Below are 18,441 nucleotides of genomic sequence, written 5' to 3'. Positions count from 1 at the left end.
GAAGGGAGAGGAAAAGATGCCATCTTTCGATATTGTCTCTGAAGTTGATCTTCAGGAAGCCCGTAACGCGGTGGATAACGCCAGCCGTGAAGTCGAGTCACGCTTTGATTTTCGTGGCGTTGAAGCCACTTTTGAGCTGAATGAGTCAAATAAGACGATTAAGGTGCTGAGCGAGTCTGATTTTCAGGTCAATCAGTTGCTGGATATTCTGCGTGCCAAGCTGCTCAAACGCGGTATTGAAGGCACCTCGCTGGACGTACCGGAAACCTTCGTGCACAGCGGTAAAACCTGGTTTGTTGAAGCTAAGCTTAAACAAGGCATTGAAAGCGCAGTGCAAAAGAAAATCGTTAAGCTGATCAAAGACAGCAAACTGAAGGTACAGGCGCAGATTCAGGGCGAAGAAATCCGTGTAACCGGCAAGGCGCGTGACGACCTGCAATCCGTCATGGCGCTGGTTCGCGGTGGCGATCTCGGCCAGCCGTTCCAGTTTAAAAACTTCCGCGATTAAGTCGTAATGCCTGATCCGGCCTACAGGTCGCACACGCTATTTGTAGGCCGGATAAGACGTTAGTCGCCATCCGGCACTCTTCACGCCTGGCTTATCGCTTGCTCAACCTCGAATCGATTGGTCACTTTGCTGTCGATTTTCACGTAGGCCGAATGCTCTTTCGCCACAATTAACACTTCGCTTATCCCTTCTTTTGCCAGCAGACGCTGCTTTAACGTGTCATCCGCAGCAATTTCAGGTGGGATTTCCACGCGCAGGCTGCTGACATACGGTGGCTCTTTCATTGTGCTTGCCACAATCAACCAAACTGCTGCCAGCAACGCGCCAGCCAGGAATACCGCCTGGCCATCAAACATTTCGACCACCCAACCGCCGAGCGAACCGCCAATCGCCACGCCAAGAAACTGGCTGGTGGAGTAAACGCCCATCGCCGTGCCTTTATAGCCAGCCGGAGACTCTTTGCTGATAAGTGAGGGGAGGAGGGCTTCCATCAGGTTAAAGGCGAGGAAGAATATTTGCACGCCCGCAATCAGACCCCAGAAACGCACGTTAGCGCTCCACAATACAATCTCTGCAATAAGGATCAGTAACACGCAGGCGAGGAATACGCGTTTCATCTTGCGCTTTACTTCGGCGTAAATGATGAACGGCACCACGGAAACAAAGGACAGCAGCATCGTCACCAGATAAATTTTCCAGTGTTCTGCGGCGGGGAAACCGGCTTTCGCCAGTTGTCCTGGTAACGCGACGAAAGTGGACATCAGCAAAATGTGCAGACACATGATGCCGAAATTGAGCTTCAGCAGTTTGGGCTCCGCCAGCACTTTGCTGAAGCTATCCTTTACCATGCCCGATTCACGGTTTAGTACGTGGCTGGTGCTATTGGGAACGACCCAAATGGTCAGCACGATACCCGTGGTAGCAAGGGCGGCGATCATCCAGAACAGCGCGTGTAACCCCAGCGCATGGGTAACGATTGGCCCCAGCACCATCGCAATGGCAAAGGTGATACCAAAGCTGACGCCGATAAACGCCATCGCTTTGGTGCGGTTTTGCTCGCGGGTTAAGTCGGAAAGCAGCGCCATCACGGCGGCGGCAATCGCCCCGGAACCTTGCAAAGCCCGGCCTAGAATAATTCCCCAGATTGAATCGGAAAGGGCGGCAATCACGCTGCCGAGAACGAATACCGCTAGCCCACCGACGATAAGCGGCTTACGGCCGATGCGGTCAGAGAGCAGACCAAAGGGGATCTGGAAGACGGCTTGCGCCAGGCCATAAATGCCGATGGCAAGGCCTATCAGCGCTTCGCTGGCGCCCTGTAGCGCCATGCCGTATGTGGTCAGAACTGGCAGAACCATAAACATGCCAAGCATGCGCAACGAGAATACGGTCCCTAAACCCCAGGTGGCGCGCAACTCACCGGGCGTCATTTTGTAATCGTTCATTCCCACCTCTGTATTAATTTCGCGCCTAGTGTAAAGCGGGGAAGGAATGGGGTAAACCTCTACGATATGTGGAATTGTGTAGCACGGAAACTTAAATAGTTACAGTCGCAACTAATTTACTTGCGATAATTACAAGTGTAGTCTTTTTGTGGTTATTTCTAATGGAAAGAGGGAAAAGGAAAATGGCGATTCCAGGCAATATGTGGATTTATGACGATGGTGGCGCGCTGATTAAGGGCGGGTGTGACGTAAAGGGAAGAGAATACAGTATTGAATTTAAAGGTTTTCATCACAATCTCTCTATTCCCACCGATAATGCAACGGGTAAACCAACAGGCACACGTCAACATTCACCGATGATGATCGTCAAAGAGTTTGACTACTCGAGTCCCTATTTATACAAAGCTGTTGCTTCTGGTCAGAATCTTAAGTCTGCAGAGATTCGTTGGTACAAAATCAATGATGCGGGTCAGGAAGTGGAGTATTTCAACATGCTGCTCGAGGGCGTGCGGATTGTCTCGGTCTCTCCGACGATGGCTGGGCCAGAAGACAAGAACAATAATCACCTTGAAACCATAGAATTACGCTACGAAAAAATCACATGGAAGCATTGCGACGGGAACATTATCTATACCGACGCATGGAATGATCGGCAGACGGCATAATGGGTGATTGAATGGACACAACTGAAGAAGCGAATGGAACCTATTGGTATCATGGTCACGCTAACGTAACGTCGGGTGAACTGTTTGATTTGATATTCATCGAGCAGTTGGCCGATTCATTAGGTATCACCACGGAAGCTGTTACGCTGGTTTTGATCGGCCAACCATTTATTCCAGTCAAAGGAAAACTATCAGCAGCCACAAACACCCCAGGCACTAGTATTGCATCAATTCTATGTAGAAAACTTCTGAAAGGGGCTCGGTTCCCGTTTGGTTTAAGACTACACGCTCCTATGGGGAAGTTTTCCAAATTAAAGATGGTTCCAACAAACCAAATAGCAACTTACTTAGGTCGTTGGGTTCCTTTTATCGGGCATGCTCAGTTAATCGTGCTTTTGTTCGCGGTGACAAAACATACCCGCGATAAATACAACCTCATCGCGCGACCCAAAGATCGCATACAGTGGACATCTTTCTGATGAGAAATTATGAAGCTGAAGTTATTGAGTACATCATGAAGAATTACCCAATCAGGGAACGCTGGTTTAGACCTGGTCTTAGGCAGGTTACTAAAGAATGGACTCTGGAGGATGATTTTCAGTTTGTTCCGGAAGATGCATATGATTTTTTAGCTGATTTATTTGAACATTTTGATATTGAATATTCGAATTTTGATGGGAGGAATTATATTGAACAAGAATACCCTTTCTGGAAAAAAGAGCCTCCCGAAATTGAGTTAAAACCTCTGACAGTTGGGATGATTATTGAGTCAGCAAAGGCCGGGAAATGGCTATATGATTGAATAGCTTTCTTGCCAATAAAAAGGGTGCCAAAGCACCCTTTCCGTATCCGCAGATTTTACCAGACGTAAGTCAGCAGGTTCTGCGAGTTTGGCACCATAAAGTCGACGGACATCATCACGGAAAGCGCGGTGATGGCGATGATGGAGAAACCGAACAGCTTGCGCGCCCAGACTTTGTCATCTTCCACTTTATAACCGCGCAGCGCCATGCCCAACCACCAGACGCTCACCGCCGCAGCAACAATCAGGTATTTATAACCTGCATAGCCGCCCAGGGTTAGCATCAGCGTGGCGATAGCAAATGCGATGATATACAGCGTGATATGGTTTTTTGCGACTGAAATGCCTTTCACCACCGGCAGTACCGGGATGTTGGCAGCCTGATAATCCTTAAAGCGGAAAATCGCAATCGCGTAAGAGTGCGGCATCTGCCACAGGCTGAAAATAGCCAGCAGAATCAGCGCACCGCTATCGAACTCACCGGTTACGGCGCAGTAGCCAATCACCGGCGGCGCAGCGCCGGAGAGTGAGCCAATCAGCGTGCCATAAACGGAATGGCGCTTCATGTACAGGCTATAGACGCCCACATAGACCACGAAGCCCATTACCCCCAGCCAGCAGGCCAGAGGGTTCGCGCCAAACCACAGCAGCATAAAGCCAGCAATACCCAGCAGGGTGGCGTATACCAGTGAGACCGCAGGGGAAATCAGACCTTTAACCAGCACGCGGTTTTTGGTCCTCTCCATCTTCCTGTCGATATCCCTGTCGATGTAGTTGTTAAATACACAACCCGACGCCACAACCAGTGACACCCCAACCAGCGTGTAGATAAACAGGGGATAATCAATGCTGCCTTTCGAGGCCAGCAGGAACCCCCCAATCACCGAGATCAGGTTGCCAAAGATGATGCCTGGTTTCGTTACTTGCAGGTATTGCTTAAACATCATAATCGCCGCTCTTAGTGCATCATCATGTTGTAGTTAAGGTTCCACATAATCCAGATGGAGCCCACAACCAGGATGGCGATGATTAGCACAGTAAAGACAAAGGCCGTCATGTTCCAACCTTCATCAGATTTGCTATTCATGTGCAGGAAGCACACCAGGTGCACCAGAATCTGTACCACTGCCATTGCCAGAATAGTTCCCAGAATGACGGCCGGAGAGGCAGAACCTGTCATCACCATCCAGAACGGAATAACCGTCAGGATGATCGACAGGATAAAACCTGTCATGTAGGTTTTTACGCTGCCATGGGATGCGCCGCCGCTCTCGTTAGCATGACTCATTACATCGCCCCCATCAGATAAACAACAGTGAACACACAGATCCATACCACATCCAGGAAGTGCCAGAACAGGCTCAGGCACATGATGCGGGTACGGTTAGTACTGGTCAGGCCGCGACGAGCGACTTGCACCATCAGCACTGCCATCCAGATAAGACCGGAGGTGACGTGCAGACCGTGCGTGCCGACCAGCGCGAAGAACGCAGACAGGAAACCGCTGCGATCCGGGCCCATGCCGTTAACAATCAGGTGATGGAATTCATAGAGTTCCATCCCGATGAATCCGGCACCGAACAAGAAGGTCAATGCCAGCCAGGAGATAACCTGGCTCTTGTTGTTCTTGTACATGGCAATCGCTGCCATGCCGTAAGTAATGGAGCTGAATAACAACAGGAATGTTTCAACCAGAACGAACGGCAGTTCAAAAATGTCCTTACCTGTCGGGCCACCTGCGGTGCCGTTCACCAGAACGGCATAGGTTGCAAACAGAATAGAGAACAGAATGCAGTCGCTCATCAGGTAGATCCAGAATCCGAAGATCTTGGTCTGGCCTGCATCGTGGTGCCCGTGTTCGTGCGCGTGGGCAGTCGCGTGCGTTAAAGTATCAGTTGCCATTTTTCAGCCCTGCCTTAGTAATCTCATCGAAATGCTGGTTTTCCAGTTTTTCGACTTCCGGGACCGGCACGTAGTAATCCACGTCTTCATCAAAGCTTTTCACAATCCAGCTGATGATCATGCCTGCGAAGCTTGCAATCGCCAGCCACCAGATATGCCAGATCATGGCGAAACCAAACAGTGTTGCGAAGGCGGTAATGACGATACCGGCACCGCTGTTCTTCGGCATATGAATTTCTTCATAGTGCGCAGGCTGCTTGTACGCTTCACCTTTTTCTTTCATTTCCCAGAAGGCATCACGCTCGTGAACGTGCGGCACAACGGCAAAGTTATAGAACGGAGGCGGGGAAGAGGTTGCCCACTCCAGCGTACGACCACCCCATGGGTCACCGGTCAGGTCACGGTTCTGCTCGCGGTCGCGAATAGAAACGTAGATCTGAATCAGCTGGCACAGGATACCCAGTGCAATCAGCGCGGCGCCGCAGGCGGCAACGACCAGCATTGGATGGAACTGCGGGTCAATCTGCTGGCTGAGACGACGGGTCATACCCATGAAGCCCAGCACGTACAGCGGCATAAATGCCACGAAGAAGCCGATGATCCAGAACCAGAATGCGCGTTTACCCCAGGTTTCGTTCAGCGTGAAGCCAAACGCTTTTGGCCACCAGTAGGTCATACCAGCGAAGCAGCCAAATACGACGCCGCCGATGATAACGTTATGGAAGTGCGCAATCAGGAACAGACTGTTGTGCAGTACGAAGTCTGCACCCGGAACCGCCAACAGTACGCCGGTCATGCCGCCGACTGAGAAGGTCACGATAAAGCCAATCGTCCACAGCATCGCTGAGTGGAATACGATACGCCCCTGATACATGGTGAACAGCCAGTTGAAGATCTTCACCCCGGTCGGGATGGCGATAATCATGGTGGTAATACCGAAGAAGGCGTTTACGTTAGCGCCTGCACCCATGGTGAAGAAGTGGTGCAGCCAAACAACGAACGACAGAACGGTGATACACACGGTTGCCCACACCAGCGAGGTGTAACCAAACAGACGTTTACGTGAGAAGGTTGCCGCGATTTCGGAGAACACCCCGAAGACCGGCAGAACCAGAATGTACACTTCCGGATGGCCCCAGGCCCAAATCAGGTTGATGTACATCATCATGTTGCCGCCCATATCGTTGGTAAAGAAATGGGTACCCAGATAGCGATCCAGGGTCAGCAACGCGACGGTAACCGTCAGGATTGGGAAAGAAGCGATAATCAGGATGTTCGCGCACAGAGACGCCCAGCTGAATACCGGCATCTTGAACATGGTCATTCCTGGCGCACGCATCTTAATGATGGTCACAAAGAAGTTGATACCGGTCAGGGTTGTACCAATACCGGACAACTGGACTGCCCATATCCAATAATCGACCCCGACGCTTGGACTGTACTCTATTCCCGAAAGTGGTGGATACGCCAGCCAACCGGTCTGCGCGAATTCACCCACGCCCAGAGACAGGTTAACCAGGATTACGCCGACAACGGTGAACCAGAAGCTCAGGTTGTTCAGGAACGGGAATGCAACGTCACGTGCACCGATCTGCAGTGGAACCACCAGGTTCATCAGACCGATAACAAATGGCATTGCCACGAAGAAGATCATAATCACGCCGTGAGCCGTGAAGATCTGATCGTAGTGGTGAGGTGGCAAGAAGCCCGCTTCACCCGCAGAAGCCAGCGCTTGCTGACTACGCATCATGATGGCGTCGGCAAAGCCACGAATCAACATGACGATTGCGACGATGACATACATGATGCCAAGGCGTTTGTGGTCAACCGAAGTCAGCCACTCTTTCCACAGGTAGGTCCACTTACCGAAGTAAGTGATTAGGCCCAGTAAGGCCGCACCACCGATGATAATGGCAGCGATCGTAACCATGACAATGGGTTCATGGAACGGCACTGCATCCAGCGTCAATTTTCCGAACATCGTATTCTTCCTCAACCCCTTGAGTTGGCGGATTCCGCGTGGCTCATGTCCATGCCTTCCATACCTTCGTGTGCGCTGTGCTCACCTTCGGGTTGGGTCATGTCCATGCTCTTACCGTGAGCCATAAATTTGTTAATAACGTCTTTAAACAAATCGGGTTTCACGTTGGAGAAGTATTCCACCTGGTTGTATTCACTTGGCACAGCCACTTTCTCGAACGCAGCCATGTCGCTCATGGTGTTCGTGGACTGTTTAGCTTTAGCAACCCATTGGTCGAATTCGGCGCGGTCCTTTGTTGCGATAGCCTTGAACTTCATACCGGAGAAGCCTGGTCCGCTATAGCTTGCGGAGATACCATCATAAGTACCGACTTCGTTGGCGATCAGATGCAGTCGAGTCTGCATACCGGCCATGGCATAAATCTGGCTACCCAGACGCGGGATAAAGAAGGAGTTCATCACGGAGTTAGATGTCACTTTGAACTCAACCGGAGTATTCGCCGGGAAGGCGATTTCATTCACGGTAGCGATACCCTGTTCCGGATAGATGAAGAACCATTTCCAGTCCATGGAAACCACTTCGATGGTAATGGGCTTCTCGTCATGCGCCAGCGGTTTGCTTGGCTCAAGAGCGTGAGTGGTTTTCCAGGTCAGTACGGCAAGGAAAATGATGATTAAGATAGGCACCGTCCAGACCACAGCTTCCACTTTATTGGAGTGTGACCAGTTCGGGCTGTACTTCGCATCTTTATTGCTTGCACGGTACTTCCAGGCAAAACCAACAGCCATCAAGATGGCAGGAATAACGACAATCAACATCAGGCCAAATGCCGTCAGTATCAGTGAACGTTGTTCCAGTCCAATCTGTCCTTTAGGGTCAAGCAGCGCAGAATTACAGCCACTGAGTAACGCAGTGCCTGCAATTAATGACAACCATCCCAAACTTTTATTGTATTTCCTGAGTCTCATTTAACGACCTCAATTCCACGGGACCGGGTGGCGTTTAAAGTGTGAGGGCATTTTACGGGAAGGTTACATTACTGTAAACATCCTTGGATCTGTGTTACCGGGTTCTGCCGTGCATGTCACATATGTTGCAATATATGTCGTCTCGGCTTTAAGAACCTGTTGCAACATCACGTTATAACGAAAGCGGGCGAGCAGGGGAGGTGTTGAGGGCAATTGGTATAACCAATACGGAAATAAAACAATTGTTTAACAATTGATTATCAATAAAAAGACAAATGATGAACAAAAAATAAATCTGATTTGGCTGAATCGAGTAAGGAAAATAGAATTTATAAAAGGAGTCAATAATTTCCAAATTCTATGGCGCACAAAACAACAAATATTATTTTTATCAATTGTTGTTTATTTAGCCGTTATAATTACGCAGGGTGATTACAACGGCCAAATTAATGTGAAAAATTACATCAGACGTGTTTTTCGTAGTGCAAGATAGTCCAGTAACCCACCCAATACGACGCCACAGATGGCGACCGCGACTGAGACTTCAAGCAGCCCTGTCAGGAAAGAGAAGCTGGTGTAATCCAGCGCGTTCATGGTGAGCAGCAACAGCCAAACAGCCAGCAAACAGCAGCCCGTTACTAGTGTCATCAAAGCCAGATTGTACGCCCCACGGAACTCTGTGCGTGGAATAAAACTCTCATTTTGCCAGCTATGTTCCAGCGTCTGGCGGCACACCAGCAGCAGCAGGAGTCCAGGGATCGCGGCAAACACGGAAAACAGATAAAACGTTGGCCACCCGTGCGCTTCGACAAACCAACCTGCTACCGGGCCAACGTAAACGCGACCGACCGCTGAAAGCGCGGAGAGCAGGGCGAACTGGGTTGCGGAGAACGATTTATTACACAGCGTCATTAATAAGGCGACAAACGCCGCAGTACCCATCCCACCGCACAGGTTTTCAAAGAAGACGGCAGTCGCCATACTGAACATGTGCTTGTCGGTTATAGAAAGCAGCCAGTATCCGGCGTTCGATACGCCCTGCAGAATGCCGAAAATGAGTAACGCGCGAAACAGCGAAAGACGCTGCATCAGGATCCCACCGTATAGCGCACCGACTATTGTCGCCAGCAGCCCCAGCGTTTTATTGACGACGCCGACTTCACCGGCATCAAATCCGACACCGCGGATCAAAAAGGTGGTGGTCAGGCTCATGGCGAAGGCATCACCGAGCTTATACAGCACAATGAGCAGCAGGATAAGCCAGGCGTTGTTACGACCAAAGAAGTCGCGCAGCGGAGCCGCAACCGCCTGTTCCAGCGTTTTAGGTACCGGAATGGTGTCAGTCGGTTCAGGTGCTAATAGGGTGGCAATGATACAAGGAATCAACAGCGCTGCCATCAGCCAGTACATCCCTTGCCAGCCCAGCCAGCGGTCGGCCATCCACAGGGCCAGCCCACCGGAAACCAGCATCCCTAATCGATATCCCAGCACGCTGATAGCCGCGCCGGTGCCGCGTTCTTCGGCGGGTAACACGTCGGTTTTCCAGGCATCAAAGACGATATCCTGCGATGCTGAACAAAACGCGATCACCACCGCAAGCGCGGCCATCCAGCGCAGCTGTGTGCCAGGCTCCAGAAAACCCATCGCGGCGATAGAAATGAGTAACAGCACCTGAGTTGCCAACAACCAACCGCGACGTCGACCTAAAAATGGCGGCGTGTAGCGATCCATAAGCGGGGACCAGAGGAACTTAAACACGTAGGCCTGGCCGACCAGAGAAAAGAAACCGATGGTTTTAAGATCGATATTCTCGACCGTCATCCATGCCTGGAGCGTACCCGAGGTCAGTGCGAGCGGTAAACCGGAGGCGAACCCCAGCATGAGCAGGATAGCCGAACGTGGTTGCTGAAAAATACGTAAGTAATGACTGGACATGGGCTTCTATAGGCCCGACGAACGCCGGGCCATATGGGCAGAAATTAACGCGCGTTCTGCTTGATGAAATCGTGAACGCTGGTGTCCTGAGACATATCAGCGATGGTGTCGGTCAGCACGCTGTTAACGGCGTCAGCGATATTTTTGTTAGAGGCCTGCAGTGCGCCTTCAACAGAATAGCTTGCGCGGTAGTTTTTGGTCATCTTGTTGCCGTTAGCAGCGGTCGCAATGATGGCGATGTCTGCTTTGGTGGCGATGTTATAGCGCACGCTACCCTGAGACACGTCAGCGTACAGCTGGCTAACAATGATTTGCAGGTTTACAGCACCGTTTGGTCCAATCATATAACCGCGTGCGGTCATCTGTTTTTCCAGCACTTCTTGTAGCAGGAAGCGCAGATCGCGTGACGCAGTCAGCGTAACCAGTTGGTTGTCGCGGGTGACTTTTGCCAGCGCTTGATCCTGACGCTGGTCGGCACCGTTGATGCTAACGGTCACGCCCATCAGGCTTGGGTCCTGCTGCGGCAGAGTAATTTTCGGGGAGACTTCAATAGTGGTCGGCGGCGTTGCGCATCCAGCTAACATGAACAGCGCGACAAACGGGACGAGGATTTTTTTAAACATGCCAGGGCTCTCAGCGAATCTAAATTGTATGGTTGGAGAAATTTCCCGCCATCATAACATCGCCAACGATGAGGGGAAGTAGGTAACGCATGTAAATTCATTGTGTTGTTCGTTTTATGATTTTGTGGAGACCATAAACGGACTTTTTGCAATAAATCGAAGTGAGGAATTAGTGAACTTCATCCATTTGGCTGAGAAAATCAGACAAGCGCTAATTTTTTGTTGCTAAGGTGTAATGAAAACGGTAAAAGCGGCTAGTATTTAAAGGGATGGGTGACATCTCAGCGTTGTCGGAGGAAAATTTCATGATGATTCGTGAGCAAATAGAAGAAAAATTAAGGGCAGCGTTCCAACCCGTGTTCCTCGAAGTTGTGGATGAAAGCTATCGTCACAATGTCCCGGCTGGTTCTGAAAGCCACTTTAAGGTTGTGCTGGTCAGCGATCGCTTTACAGGTGAACGTTTTCTTAATCGTCATCGGATGATTTACAGCACGTTAACGGCAGAGCTTTCCACAACCGTTCATGCCCTTGCCCTACATACCTACACCATTAAGGAGTGGGAAGCGTTGCAGGATACGATTTTTGCATCGCCTCCGTGTCGTGGGGCGGGAAGCATCGCGTAAAACGGATTTGCAACAACCGACGCTTTTCCAGTATGTTGCTACAGATTATGTGAAAACGGCCTGCGGGCCGTTTTGTTTTGTCTGAATTCTGGGGCAGTCGTACAGTATTCAGACAAAAATTAGCCGGGAATTGTGAAAAAAGCCGCAGCAACGCGCGATAACCGTTCTCGACTCATAAAAGTGATGCCGCTATAATGCGCGTCTTATTTTTCGGAATGTCTTCGGGATGATTCTGACGACAGGGAATGTGATTGATTATGAGAACATCCCAGTTCCGCGAAGCCAACAACCTGTGCTTGCGGAGAAGAGTTGACCGAGCACTGTGATTTTTTGAGGTAACAAGATGCAAGTTTCAGTTGAAACCACTCAAGGCCTTGGCCGCCGTGTAACGATTACTATCGCTGCTGACAGCATCGAGACCGCTGTGAAAAGCGAGCTGGTCAACGTAGCGAAGAAAGTGCGTATTGACGGTTTCCGCAAAGGAAAAGTACCGATGAATGTTGTTGCTCAGCGTTATGGCGCGTCTGTTCGCCAGGACGTTCTGGGCGACCTGATGAGCCGCAACTTCGTTGACGCGATCATCAAAGAAAAAATCAATCCGGCTGGCGCACCGAACTACGTTCCGGGCGAATACAAACTGGGTGAAGATTTTACTTACGCGGTAGAGTTCGAAGTTTACCCGGAAGTTGAGCTGACTGGTCTGGAAGCAATCGAAGTTGAAAAACCGGTTGTTGAAGTCACCGACGCTGACGTTGACGTGATGCTGGATACCCTGCGTAAGCAGCAGGCTACCTGGAAAGACAAAGACGGCGCTGCTGATGCAGAAGACCGTGTAACCATCGACTTCACCGGTTCTGTAGACGGCGAAGAGTTCGAAGGCGGCAAAGCGTCTGACTTCGTACTGGCGATGGGCCAGGGTCGTATGATCCCAGGCTTTGAAGAAGGCGTTAAAGGCCACAAAGCTGGCGAAGAGTTCACTATCGACGTGACTTTCCCGGAAGAGTACCACGCTGAAAACCTGAAAGGTAAAGCCGCTAAGTTCGTTATCAACCTGAAGAAAGTTGAAGAACGCGAACTGCCGGAACTGACTGAAGAATTCATCAAACGTTTCGGCGTTGAAGATGGTTCCGTAGCAGGTCTGCGCGCTGAAGTACGCAAAAACATGGAACGCGAGCTGAAAGGCGCAGTGCGTAACCGCGTTAAGTCTCAGGCGATCGAAGGTCTGGTAAAAGCTAACGACATCGACGTTCCGGCTGCGCTGATCGACAGCGAAATCGACGTTCTGCGTCGTCAGGCTGCACAGCGTTTCGGCGGCAACGAGAAACAAGCTCTGGAACTGCCGCGTGAACTGTTCGAAGAACAGGCTAAGCGTCGCGTAGTTGTTGGTCTGCTGCTGGGCGAAGTGATTCGCACCAATGAACTGAAAGCTGACGAAGATCGCGTTAAAGGCCTGATCGAAGAGATGGCTTCTGCTTACGAAGATCCGAAAGAAGTGGTTGAGTTCTACAGCAAAAATAAAGAGCTGATGGACAACATGCGTAACGTCGCTCTGGAAGAGCAGGCTGTTGAAGCCGTTCTGGCGAAAGCGAAAGTGACTGAAAAAGCCACTTCCTTCAACGAACTGATGAACCAGCAGGCGTAATTCGTCGCTTTTTTAGCACGAATTTCATACGCAAGCCCGTCACCTTTTGGTGGCGGGTTTTTTTTTGTCACGCATTTTGCATGGGAAGAGTGCGAAAACAGCGTTTCAGTGTTAGCGTTACAACAAAAGATTGTTATGCTTGAATTATGGCGATGTCGTACCCATTACTGAGGGACTAGCTGATAATCCGTCCATAAGGTTACAATCAGCACAGCAGGTTTTTTCAAATTTTATCCAGGAGACGGAAATGTCATACAGCGGCGAACGAGATAACTTTGCACCCCATATGGCGCTGGTGCCGATGGTCATTGAACAGACCTCACGTGGTGAGCGCTCATTTGATATCTATTCTCGTCTACTTAAGGAACGCGTCATTTTTCTGACCGGCCAGGTCGAAGACCATATGGCTAACCTGATCGTGGCGCAGATGCTGTTCCTGGAAGCAGAAAACCCGGAAAAAGATATCTACCTGTATATTAACTCCCCTGGTGGGGTGATCACTGCCGGGATGTCTATCTATGACACCATGCAGTTTATTAAGCCAGACGTCAGCACCATTTGTATGGGCCAGGCGGCCTCAATGGGCGCGTTCCTGCTGACCGCCGGGGCGAAAGGTAAACGTTTTTGCCTGCCTAACTCTCGCGTCATGATCCACCAGCCTCTGGGCGGTTACCAGGGTCAGGCAACGGATATTGAAATTCATGCCCGTGAAATCCTGAAGGTAAAAGGGCGCATGAACGAACTTATGGCGCATCATACGGGTCAATCTCTTGAGCAGATTGAACGTGATACCGAGCGCGATCGCTTCCTCTCCGCTTCTGAAGCGGTGGAGTACGGTCTGGTCGACTCGATTTTGACCCATCGTAATTAATGCCCAGCGCGCAGGTGTGCCGCTATAATTACCTGGAGCGGCACAACGCTGACTAGCGTCTTGCGCCTGAGAATGGCATTTGCGTCGTCGTGTGCGGCACAAAGAACAAAGAAGAGGTTTTGACCCATGACAGATAAACGCAAAGATGGCTCGGGCAAATTGTTGTACTGCTCTTTTTGCGGCAAAAGCCAGCATGAAGTGCGTAAGCTGATTGCCGGACCATCCGTGTATATCTGCGACGAATGTGTTGATTTATGTAACGACATCATTCGCGAAGAGATTAAGGAAGTAGCACCGCACCGTGAACGCAGTGCGCTGCCGACGCCACATGAAATTCGCAACCACCTGGACGATTATGTTATTGGCCAGGAACAGGCGAAGAAAGTGCTGGCGGTCGCGGTATACAACCATTACAAACGTCTGCGCAACGGCGACACCAGCAATGGCGTCGAGTTGGGCAAAAGTAACATCCTGCTGATTGGCCCGACGGGTTCCGGTAAAACGCTGCTGGCTGAAACGCTGGCGCGCCTGCTGGACGTTCCGTTCACTATGGCCGACGCCACCACGCTGACCGAAGCCGGTTATGTGGGTGAAGATGTTGAAAATATTATTCAGAAGCTGCTGCAGAAGTGCGATTACGACGTGCAGAAAGCGCAGCGCGGTATTGTCTATATCGATGAGATCGACAAGATTTCGCGTAAATCAGACAATCCGTCCATTACTCGTGACGTTTCTGGCGAAGGCGTACAGCAGGCGCTGTTGAAACTGATCGAAGGTACGGTTGCCGCCGTTCCGCCACAGGGTGGACGCAAACATCCGCAGCAGGAGTTCTTGCAGGTTGATACCTCCAAGATTCTGTTTATCTGCGGTGGTGCATTTGCCGGTCTGGATAAGGTGATTGCTAACCGTGTTGAAACCGGCTCCGGCATTGGTTTTGGCGCAACGGTAAAAGCACAGTCTGATAAAGCCAGCGAAGGTGAACTGCTGTCGCAGGTAGAACCGGAAGATCTGATTAAATTTGGTCTGATCCCTGAGTTCATCGGTCGTCTGCCGGTTGTGGCAACCCTGAGCGAACTGAGCGAAGAAGCGCTTATTCAGATCCTGAAAGAGCCGAAAAATGCCCTGACCAAGCAGTACCAGGCGTTGTTCAATCTTGAAGGTGTTGATCTGGAATTCCGCGAGGAAGCGCTGGATGCTATCGCCAGGAAAGCGATGATTCGTAAAACCGGTGCGCGTGGTCTGCGTTCTATCGTCGAAGCCGCGTTACTCGACACCATGTACGATCTTCCTTCTATGGAAGACGTTGAAAAAGTGGTGATCGACGAGTCGGTGATTGGCGGACAGAGCAAGCCGTTGCTGATTTACGGTAAGCCGGAAGCACAGCAGGCATCTGGCGAATAATTCATCAATTCATACAGACGTTTAACCAAAAAGGGGGGATTTTATCTCCCCTTTTATTTTTCCGTAAACATGGCGTTGAATGTGTGGGAATCATCCCCATATACTGACATACATGTTAAAGGTGGTGTGAAGCACAGTCGTACCACCTGATTACCTGGCGGAAACTAAACTAAGAGAGAGCTCTATGAATCCTGAGCGTTCTGAACGCATTGAAATCCCCGTATTGCCGTTGCGCGATGTGGTGGTTTATCCGCACATGGTCATACCCTTATTTGTAGGGCGGGAAAAATCTATCCGTTGTCTTGAAGCGGCTATGGACCATGATAAAAAAATCATGCTGGTCGCGCAGAAAGAAGCGTCAACGGATGAGCCGGGTGTAAACGATCTTTTCACCGTCGGGACCGTGGCCTCTATTTTGCAGATGCTGAAACTGCCTGACGGCACCGTAAAAGTGCTGGTCGAGGGGTTACAGCGCGCGCGTATTTCTGCGTTGTCAGACAACGGCGAGCATTTCTCTGCGAAAGCGGAGTACCTTGATTCGCCTGCTATTGATGAGCGTGAACAGGAAGTGCTGGTACGTACAGCTATCAGCCAGTTCGAAGGCTATATCAAGCTAAACAAAAAAATCCCACCAGAAGTGCTGACGTCGCTTAACAGCATTGACGATCCTGCACGTCTGGCGGACACCATCGCAGCGCACATGCCGCTGAAGCTGGCTGACAAACAGTCCGTGCTGGAGATGTCCGACGTGAATGAACGTCTGGAATATCTGATGGCGATGATGGAGTCAGAAATCGATCTGCTGCAGGTTGAGAAACGCATTCGCAACCGCGTGAAAAAGCAGATGGAGAAGTCCCAGCGTGAGTACTATCTGAACGAGCAGATGAAAGCTATTCAGAAAGAGCTCGGCGAGATGGACGATGCGCCGGATGAAAACGAAGCGCTGAAACGTAAGATCGACGCGGCGAAAATGCCGAAAGAGGCAAAAGAGAAAGCGGAAGCAGAGCTGCAGAAGCTGAAAATGATGTCTCCGATGTCGGCAGAAGCGACGGTCGTGCGTGGCTACATCGACTGGATGGTACAGGTGCCGTGGAATGCGCGTAGCAAGGTCAAAAAAGACCTGCGTCAGGCGCAGGAAATCCTCGATACCGACCATTACGGTCTGGAACGCGTCAAAGACCGTATCCTTGAGTATCTTGCGGTCCAAAGCCGTGTGAACAAAATCAAGGGGCCGATCCTGTGTCTGGTTGGGCCGCCGGGGGTAGGTAAAACCTCTCTGGGTCAGTCCATCGCCAAGGCGACAGGGCGTAAATACATCCGTATGGCGCTTGGCGGCGTGCGTGATGAGGCTGAAATTCGTGGTCACCGCCGGACCTATATTGGTTCGATGCCGGGCAAACTGATCCAGAAAATGGCCAAAGTGGGCGTTAAAAACCCGCTGTTCCTGCTTGATGAGATCGACAAAATGTCTTCTGACATGCGTGGCGATCCGGCTTCCGCACTGCTTGAGGTGCTGGATCCAGAGCAGAACGTGGCGTTCAGCGATCACTACCTGGAAGTGGACTACGATCTCAGCGACGTGATGTTTGTTGCGACGTCGAACTCCATGAACATTCCGGCACCGTTGCTGGATCGTATGGAAGTGATTCGTCTGTCTGGTTATACCGAAGACGAGAAGCTGAACATTGCGAAACGTCACCTGTTGCCAAAACAGATTGAGCGTAACGCGCTGAAAAAAGGTGAGCTGACGGTCGACGATAGCGCCATTGTAGGCATTATTCGTTACTACACCCGTGAAGCGGGCGTGCGTAGTCTGGAGCGCGAAATCTCCAAACTGTGCCGCAAAGCAGTTAAGCAGTTGTTGCTTGATAAATCACTGAAACACATCGAGATCAATGGCGATAACCTGCACGACTACCTGGGCGTACAGCGCTTTGACTATGGCCGTGCGGATAACGAAAACCGCGTGGGTCAGGTGACTGGTCTGGCGTGGACGGAAGTGGGCGGCGATCTGCTGACCATCGAAACCGCCTGCGTACCGGGTAAAGGTAAGCTGACCTACACCGGTTCTCTGGGTGAAGTCATGCAGGAATCCATTCAGGCAGCGCTGACCGTGGTGCGTGCGCGTGCGGAAAAACTGGGTATTAATCCGGACTTTTACGAAAAACGCGACATCCACGTTCACGTACCTGAAGGCGCGACGCCAAAAGATGGTCCAAGTGCGGGTATTGCCATGTGCACCGCGCTGGTCTCATGTCTGACCGGTAACCCGGTTCGTGCCGATGTGGCGATGACTGGCGAGATCACCCTGCGTGGTCAGGTTCTGCCTATTGGTGGTTTGAAAGAGAAACTGCTGGCGGCGCACCGCGGCGGCATTAAAACGGTCTTAATTCCAGACGAAAACAAACGTGACCTGGAAGAGATTCCGGACAACGTCATTGCCGATCTTAATATTCACCCGGTGAAACGTATTGAGGAAGTTCTGACTCTTGCGTTGCAAAATGAACCCTCTGGAATGCAGGTTGTGACGGCAAAATAGTGACCTCGCGCAAAGAGCATTAATAAAAACAGGGCTGGCAGGCCATTTCGGGCTTGCCAGCCTTTTTTTGTATAGCTAATTTAGATAACGGATTGGGCTTGCCATCATTATCGGGTGTTGTAAGGGCATGGCAGGCCTGATATAACTGCTGCGCGGTCGCACTTTGAAGGATTCTGGTGCGATATATATTATAAAGAGGAAGAGAAGAGTGAATAAATCTCAACTGATCGACAAAATTGCTGCAGGGGCTGATATCTCTAAAGCTGCGGCTGGACGTGCGTTAGATGCAATTATTGCTTCTGTTACCGAATCCCTGAAAGAAGGTGATGACGTAGCACTGGTAGGTTTTGGTACTTTTGCCGTTAAAGAGCGTGCTGCCCGTACTGGTCGCAACCCGCAAACAGGTAAAGAGATCACCATCGCCGCGGCTAAAGTACCGGGATTCCGTGCAGGTAAAGCACTGAAAGACGCGGTAAACTAAGTGATTTCCCCTTTGGGGATGTGACTAAGTACAAGGGCGCATCAACCGATGTGCC

18 protein-coding genes are annotated in these 18,441 nt (G+C 50.7%); 10 read left to right on the top strand and 8 right to left on the bottom strand.

Annotation, left to right across the window (positions count from 1 at the left end; all coding sequences use genetic code 11):
* The first annotated feature begins 16 nt into the window (after nt 1-16).
* Complete coding sequence (locus FDX24_RS17825; protein ID WP_003831002.1) at nt 17-508, top strand: YajQ family cyclic di-GMP-binding protein; 492 nt, start codon at nt 17-19, stop codon at nt 506-508.
* A gap of 80 nt (nt 509-588) precedes the next feature.
* Here FDX24_RS17825 and FDX24_RS17820 read toward each other — a convergent pair whose 3' ends face one another.
* Entirely contained in the window at nt 589-1,953 is a 1,365-nt protein-coding gene (locus tag FDX24_RS17820) for an MFS transporter (protein ID WP_061067424.1), read from the bottom strand.
* A gap of 182 nt (nt 1,954-2,135) precedes the next feature.
* Here FDX24_RS17820 and FDX24_RS17815 point away from each other — a divergent pair, with 182 nt between their 5' ends.
* The 3 genes from FDX24_RS17815 to FDX24_RS17805 are packed head-to-tail and all read left to right on the top strand — an operon-like array spanning nt 2,136 to nt 3,420.
* A complete protein-coding gene (locus FDX24_RS17815) occupies nt 2,136-2,618 on the top strand; it encodes a type VI secretion system tube protein TssD (protein ID WP_003021598.1) in 483 nt (160 codons plus the stop codon).
* An 11-nt stretch (nt 2,619-2,629) separates the two neighbouring features.
* A complete protein-coding gene (locus tag FDX24_RS17810; protein WP_048219487.1) occupies nt 2,630-3,097 on the top strand; it encodes an STM2901 family protein in 468 nt (155 codons plus the stop codon).
* Entirely contained in the window at nt 3,097-3,420 is a 324-nt protein-coding gene (locus tag FDX24_RS17805; protein WP_124021502.1) for a DUF1493 family protein, read from the top strand. Before FDX24_RS17810 ends, FDX24_RS17805 begins: the two co-directional genes overlap by 1 nt.
* 56 nt (nt 3,421-3,476) lie before the next feature.
* Here the strand turns inward: FDX24_RS17805 and cyoE are convergent, their stop codons facing one another.
* From cyoE to FDX24_RS17765, 7 genes are all read right to left on the bottom strand, one after another.
* A complete protein-coding gene (gene cyoE, locus FDX24_RS17800) occupies nt 3,477-4,367 on the bottom strand; it encodes a heme o synthase (RefSeq protein WP_003835956.1) in 891 nt (296 codons plus the stop codon).
* Between the two features lie 11 nt (nt 4,368-4,378).
* Nucleotides 4,379-4,708 (bottom strand): cytochrome o ubiquinol oxidase subunit IV, encoded by a 330-nt coding sequence (locus FDX24_RS17795; protein WP_003021607.1) that lies wholly within the window; start codon nt 4,706-4,708, stop codon nt 4,379-4,381.
* Nucleotides 4,708-5,322: a cytochrome o ubiquinol oxidase subunit III gene (locus FDX24_RS17790; RefSeq protein WP_003021608.1), complete on the bottom strand. Its 615-nt coding sequence runs from the start codon at nt 5,320-5,322 to the stop codon at nt 4,708-4,710. Before FDX24_RS17790 ends, FDX24_RS17795 begins: the two co-directional genes overlap by 1 nt.
* A complete protein-coding gene (gene cyoB, locus FDX24_RS17785) occupies nt 5,312-7,303 on the bottom strand; it encodes a cytochrome o ubiquinol oxidase subunit I (RefSeq protein ID WP_003021610.1) in 1,992 nt (663 codons plus the stop codon). The genes FDX24_RS17790 and cyoB overlap by 11 nt, the downstream gene beginning before the upstream one ends.
* 11 nt (nt 7,304-7,314) lie before the next feature.
* Complete coding sequence (gene cyoA / locus FDX24_RS17780; protein ID WP_086523605.1) at nt 7,315-8,271, bottom strand: cytochrome o ubiquinol oxidase subunit II; 957 nt, start codon at nt 8,269-8,271, stop codon at nt 7,315-7,317.
* Between the two features lie 459 nt (nt 8,272-8,730).
* Nucleotides 8,731-10,206, bottom strand: coding sequence for a muropeptide MFS transporter AmpG (ampG, locus tag FDX24_RS17770; protein WP_137364695.1), 1,476 nt, complete (start codon nt 10,204-10,206; stop codon nt 8,731-8,733).
* A 44-nt stretch (nt 10,207-10,250) separates the two neighbouring features.
* Entirely contained in the window at nt 10,251-10,829 is a 579-nt protein-coding gene (locus FDX24_RS17765) for a lipoprotein (RefSeq protein ID WP_016152050.1), read from the bottom strand.
* A gap of 305 nt (nt 10,830-11,134) precedes the next feature.
* Between FDX24_RS17765 and bolA the strand changes: the two genes are divergently transcribed.
* The 6 genes from bolA (at nt 11,135) to hupB (ending at nt 18,386) form a co-directional block, all read left to right on the top strand.
* Entirely contained in the window at nt 11,135-11,452 is a 318-nt protein-coding gene (gene bolA / locus FDX24_RS17760; protein WP_040232707.1) for a transcriptional regulator BolA, read from the top strand.
* Nucleotides 11,453-11,795: 343 nt separating this feature from the next.
* Nucleotides 11,796-13,094: a trigger factor gene (tig, locus tag FDX24_RS17750; RefSeq protein ID WP_003021622.1), complete on the top strand. Its 1,299-nt coding sequence runs from the start codon at nt 11,796-11,798 to the stop codon at nt 13,092-13,094.
* Nucleotides 13,095-13,341: 247 nt separating this feature from the next.
* Nucleotides 13,342-13,965 carry an ATP-dependent Clp endopeptidase proteolytic subunit ClpP gene (gene clpP / locus FDX24_RS17745; RefSeq protein ID WP_003021624.1) on the top strand — a complete coding sequence of 208 codons (624 nt, stop codon included), beginning with the start codon at nt 13,342-13,344 and terminating at the stop codon, nt 13,963-13,965.
* A gap of 126 nt (nt 13,966-14,091) precedes the next feature.
* Nucleotides 14,092-15,366, top strand: coding sequence for an ATP-dependent protease ATP-binding subunit ClpX (clpX, locus tag FDX24_RS17740; protein WP_040232704.1), 1,275 nt, complete (start codon nt 14,092-14,094; stop codon nt 15,364-15,366).
* Between the two features lie 184 nt (nt 15,367-15,550).
* Nucleotides 15,551-17,905 (top strand): endopeptidase La, encoded by a 2,355-nt coding sequence (gene lon / locus FDX24_RS17735; protein WP_003831014.1) that lies wholly within the window; start codon nt 15,551-15,553, stop codon nt 17,903-17,905.
* A 190-nt stretch (nt 17,906-18,095) separates the two neighbouring features.
* The gene (hupB, locus tag FDX24_RS17730; RefSeq protein WP_219352570.1) at nt 18,096-18,386 is read left to right on the top strand and encodes a nucleoid-associated protein HU-beta; all 291 of its coding nucleotides are present in this window, start codon (nt 18,096-18,098) and stop codon (nt 18,384-18,386) included.
* The last annotated feature ends 55 nt before the right edge of the window (nt 18,387-18,441 follow it).

Source organism: Citrobacter sp. wls716 (assembly GCF_005280975.1).
GTDB lineage: Bacteria > Pseudomonadota > Gammaproteobacteria > Enterobacterales > Enterobacteriaceae > Citrobacter > Citrobacter youngae.
This window is presented reverse-complemented; position numbering and strand designations above follow the sequence as displayed.

Coding starts and splice junctions, on each gene's coding strand:
- FDX24_RS17825 (WP_003831002.1), top strand. CDS start 17: ATGCCATCTTTCGATATTGTCTCTGAAGTTGATCTTCAGGAAGCCCGT.
- FDX24_RS17820 (WP_061067424.1), bottom strand. CDS start 1,953: ATGAACGATTACAAAATGACGCCCGGTGAGTTGCGCGCCACCTGGGGT.
- FDX24_RS17815 (WP_003021598.1), top strand. CDS start 2,136: ATGGCGATTCCAGGCAATATGTGGATTTATGACGATGGTGGCGCGCTG.
- FDX24_RS17810 (WP_048219487.1), top strand. CDS start 2,630: ATGGACACAACTGAAGAAGCGAATGGAACCTATTGGTATCATGGTCAC.
- FDX24_RS17805 (WP_124021502.1), top strand. CDS start 3,097: ATGAGAAATTATGAAGCTGAAGTTATTGAGTACATCATGAAGAATTAC.
- cyoE (WP_003835956.1), bottom strand. CDS start 4,367: ATGATGTTTAAGCAATACCTGCAAGTAACGAAACCAGGCATCATCTTT.
- FDX24_RS17795 (WP_003021607.1), bottom strand. CDS start 4,708: ATGAGTCATGCTAACGAGAGCGGCGGCGCATCCCATGGCAGCGTAAAA.
- FDX24_RS17790 (WP_003021608.1), bottom strand. CDS start 5,322: ATGGCAACTGATACTTTAACGCACGCGACTGCCCACGCGCACGAACAC.
- cyoB (WP_003021610.1), bottom strand. CDS start 7,303: ATGTTCGGAAAATTGACGCTGGATGCAGTGCCGTTCCATGAACCCATT.
- cyoA (WP_086523605.1), bottom strand. CDS start 8,271: ATGAGACTCAGGAAATACAATAAAAGTTTGGGATGGTTGTCATTAATT.
- ampG (WP_137364695.1), bottom strand. CDS start 10,206: ATGTCCAGTCATTACTTACGTATTTTTCAGCAACCACGTTCGGCTATC.
- FDX24_RS17765 (WP_016152050.1), bottom strand. CDS start 10,829: ATGTTTAAAAAAATCCTCGTCCCGTTTGTCGCGCTGTTCATGTTAGCT.
- bolA (WP_040232707.1), top strand. CDS start 11,135: ATGATGATTCGTGAGCAAATAGAAGAAAAATTAAGGGCAGCGTTCCAA.
- tig (WP_003021622.1), top strand. CDS start 11,796: ATGCAAGTTTCAGTTGAAACCACTCAAGGCCTTGGCCGCCGTGTAACG.
- clpP (WP_003021624.1), top strand. CDS start 13,342: ATGTCATACAGCGGCGAACGAGATAACTTTGCACCCCATATGGCGCTG.
- clpX (WP_040232704.1), top strand. CDS start 14,092: ATGACAGATAAACGCAAAGATGGCTCGGGCAAATTGTTGTACTGCTCT.
- lon (WP_003831014.1), top strand. CDS start 15,551: ATGAATCCTGAGCGTTCTGAACGCATTGAAATCCCCGTATTGCCGTTG.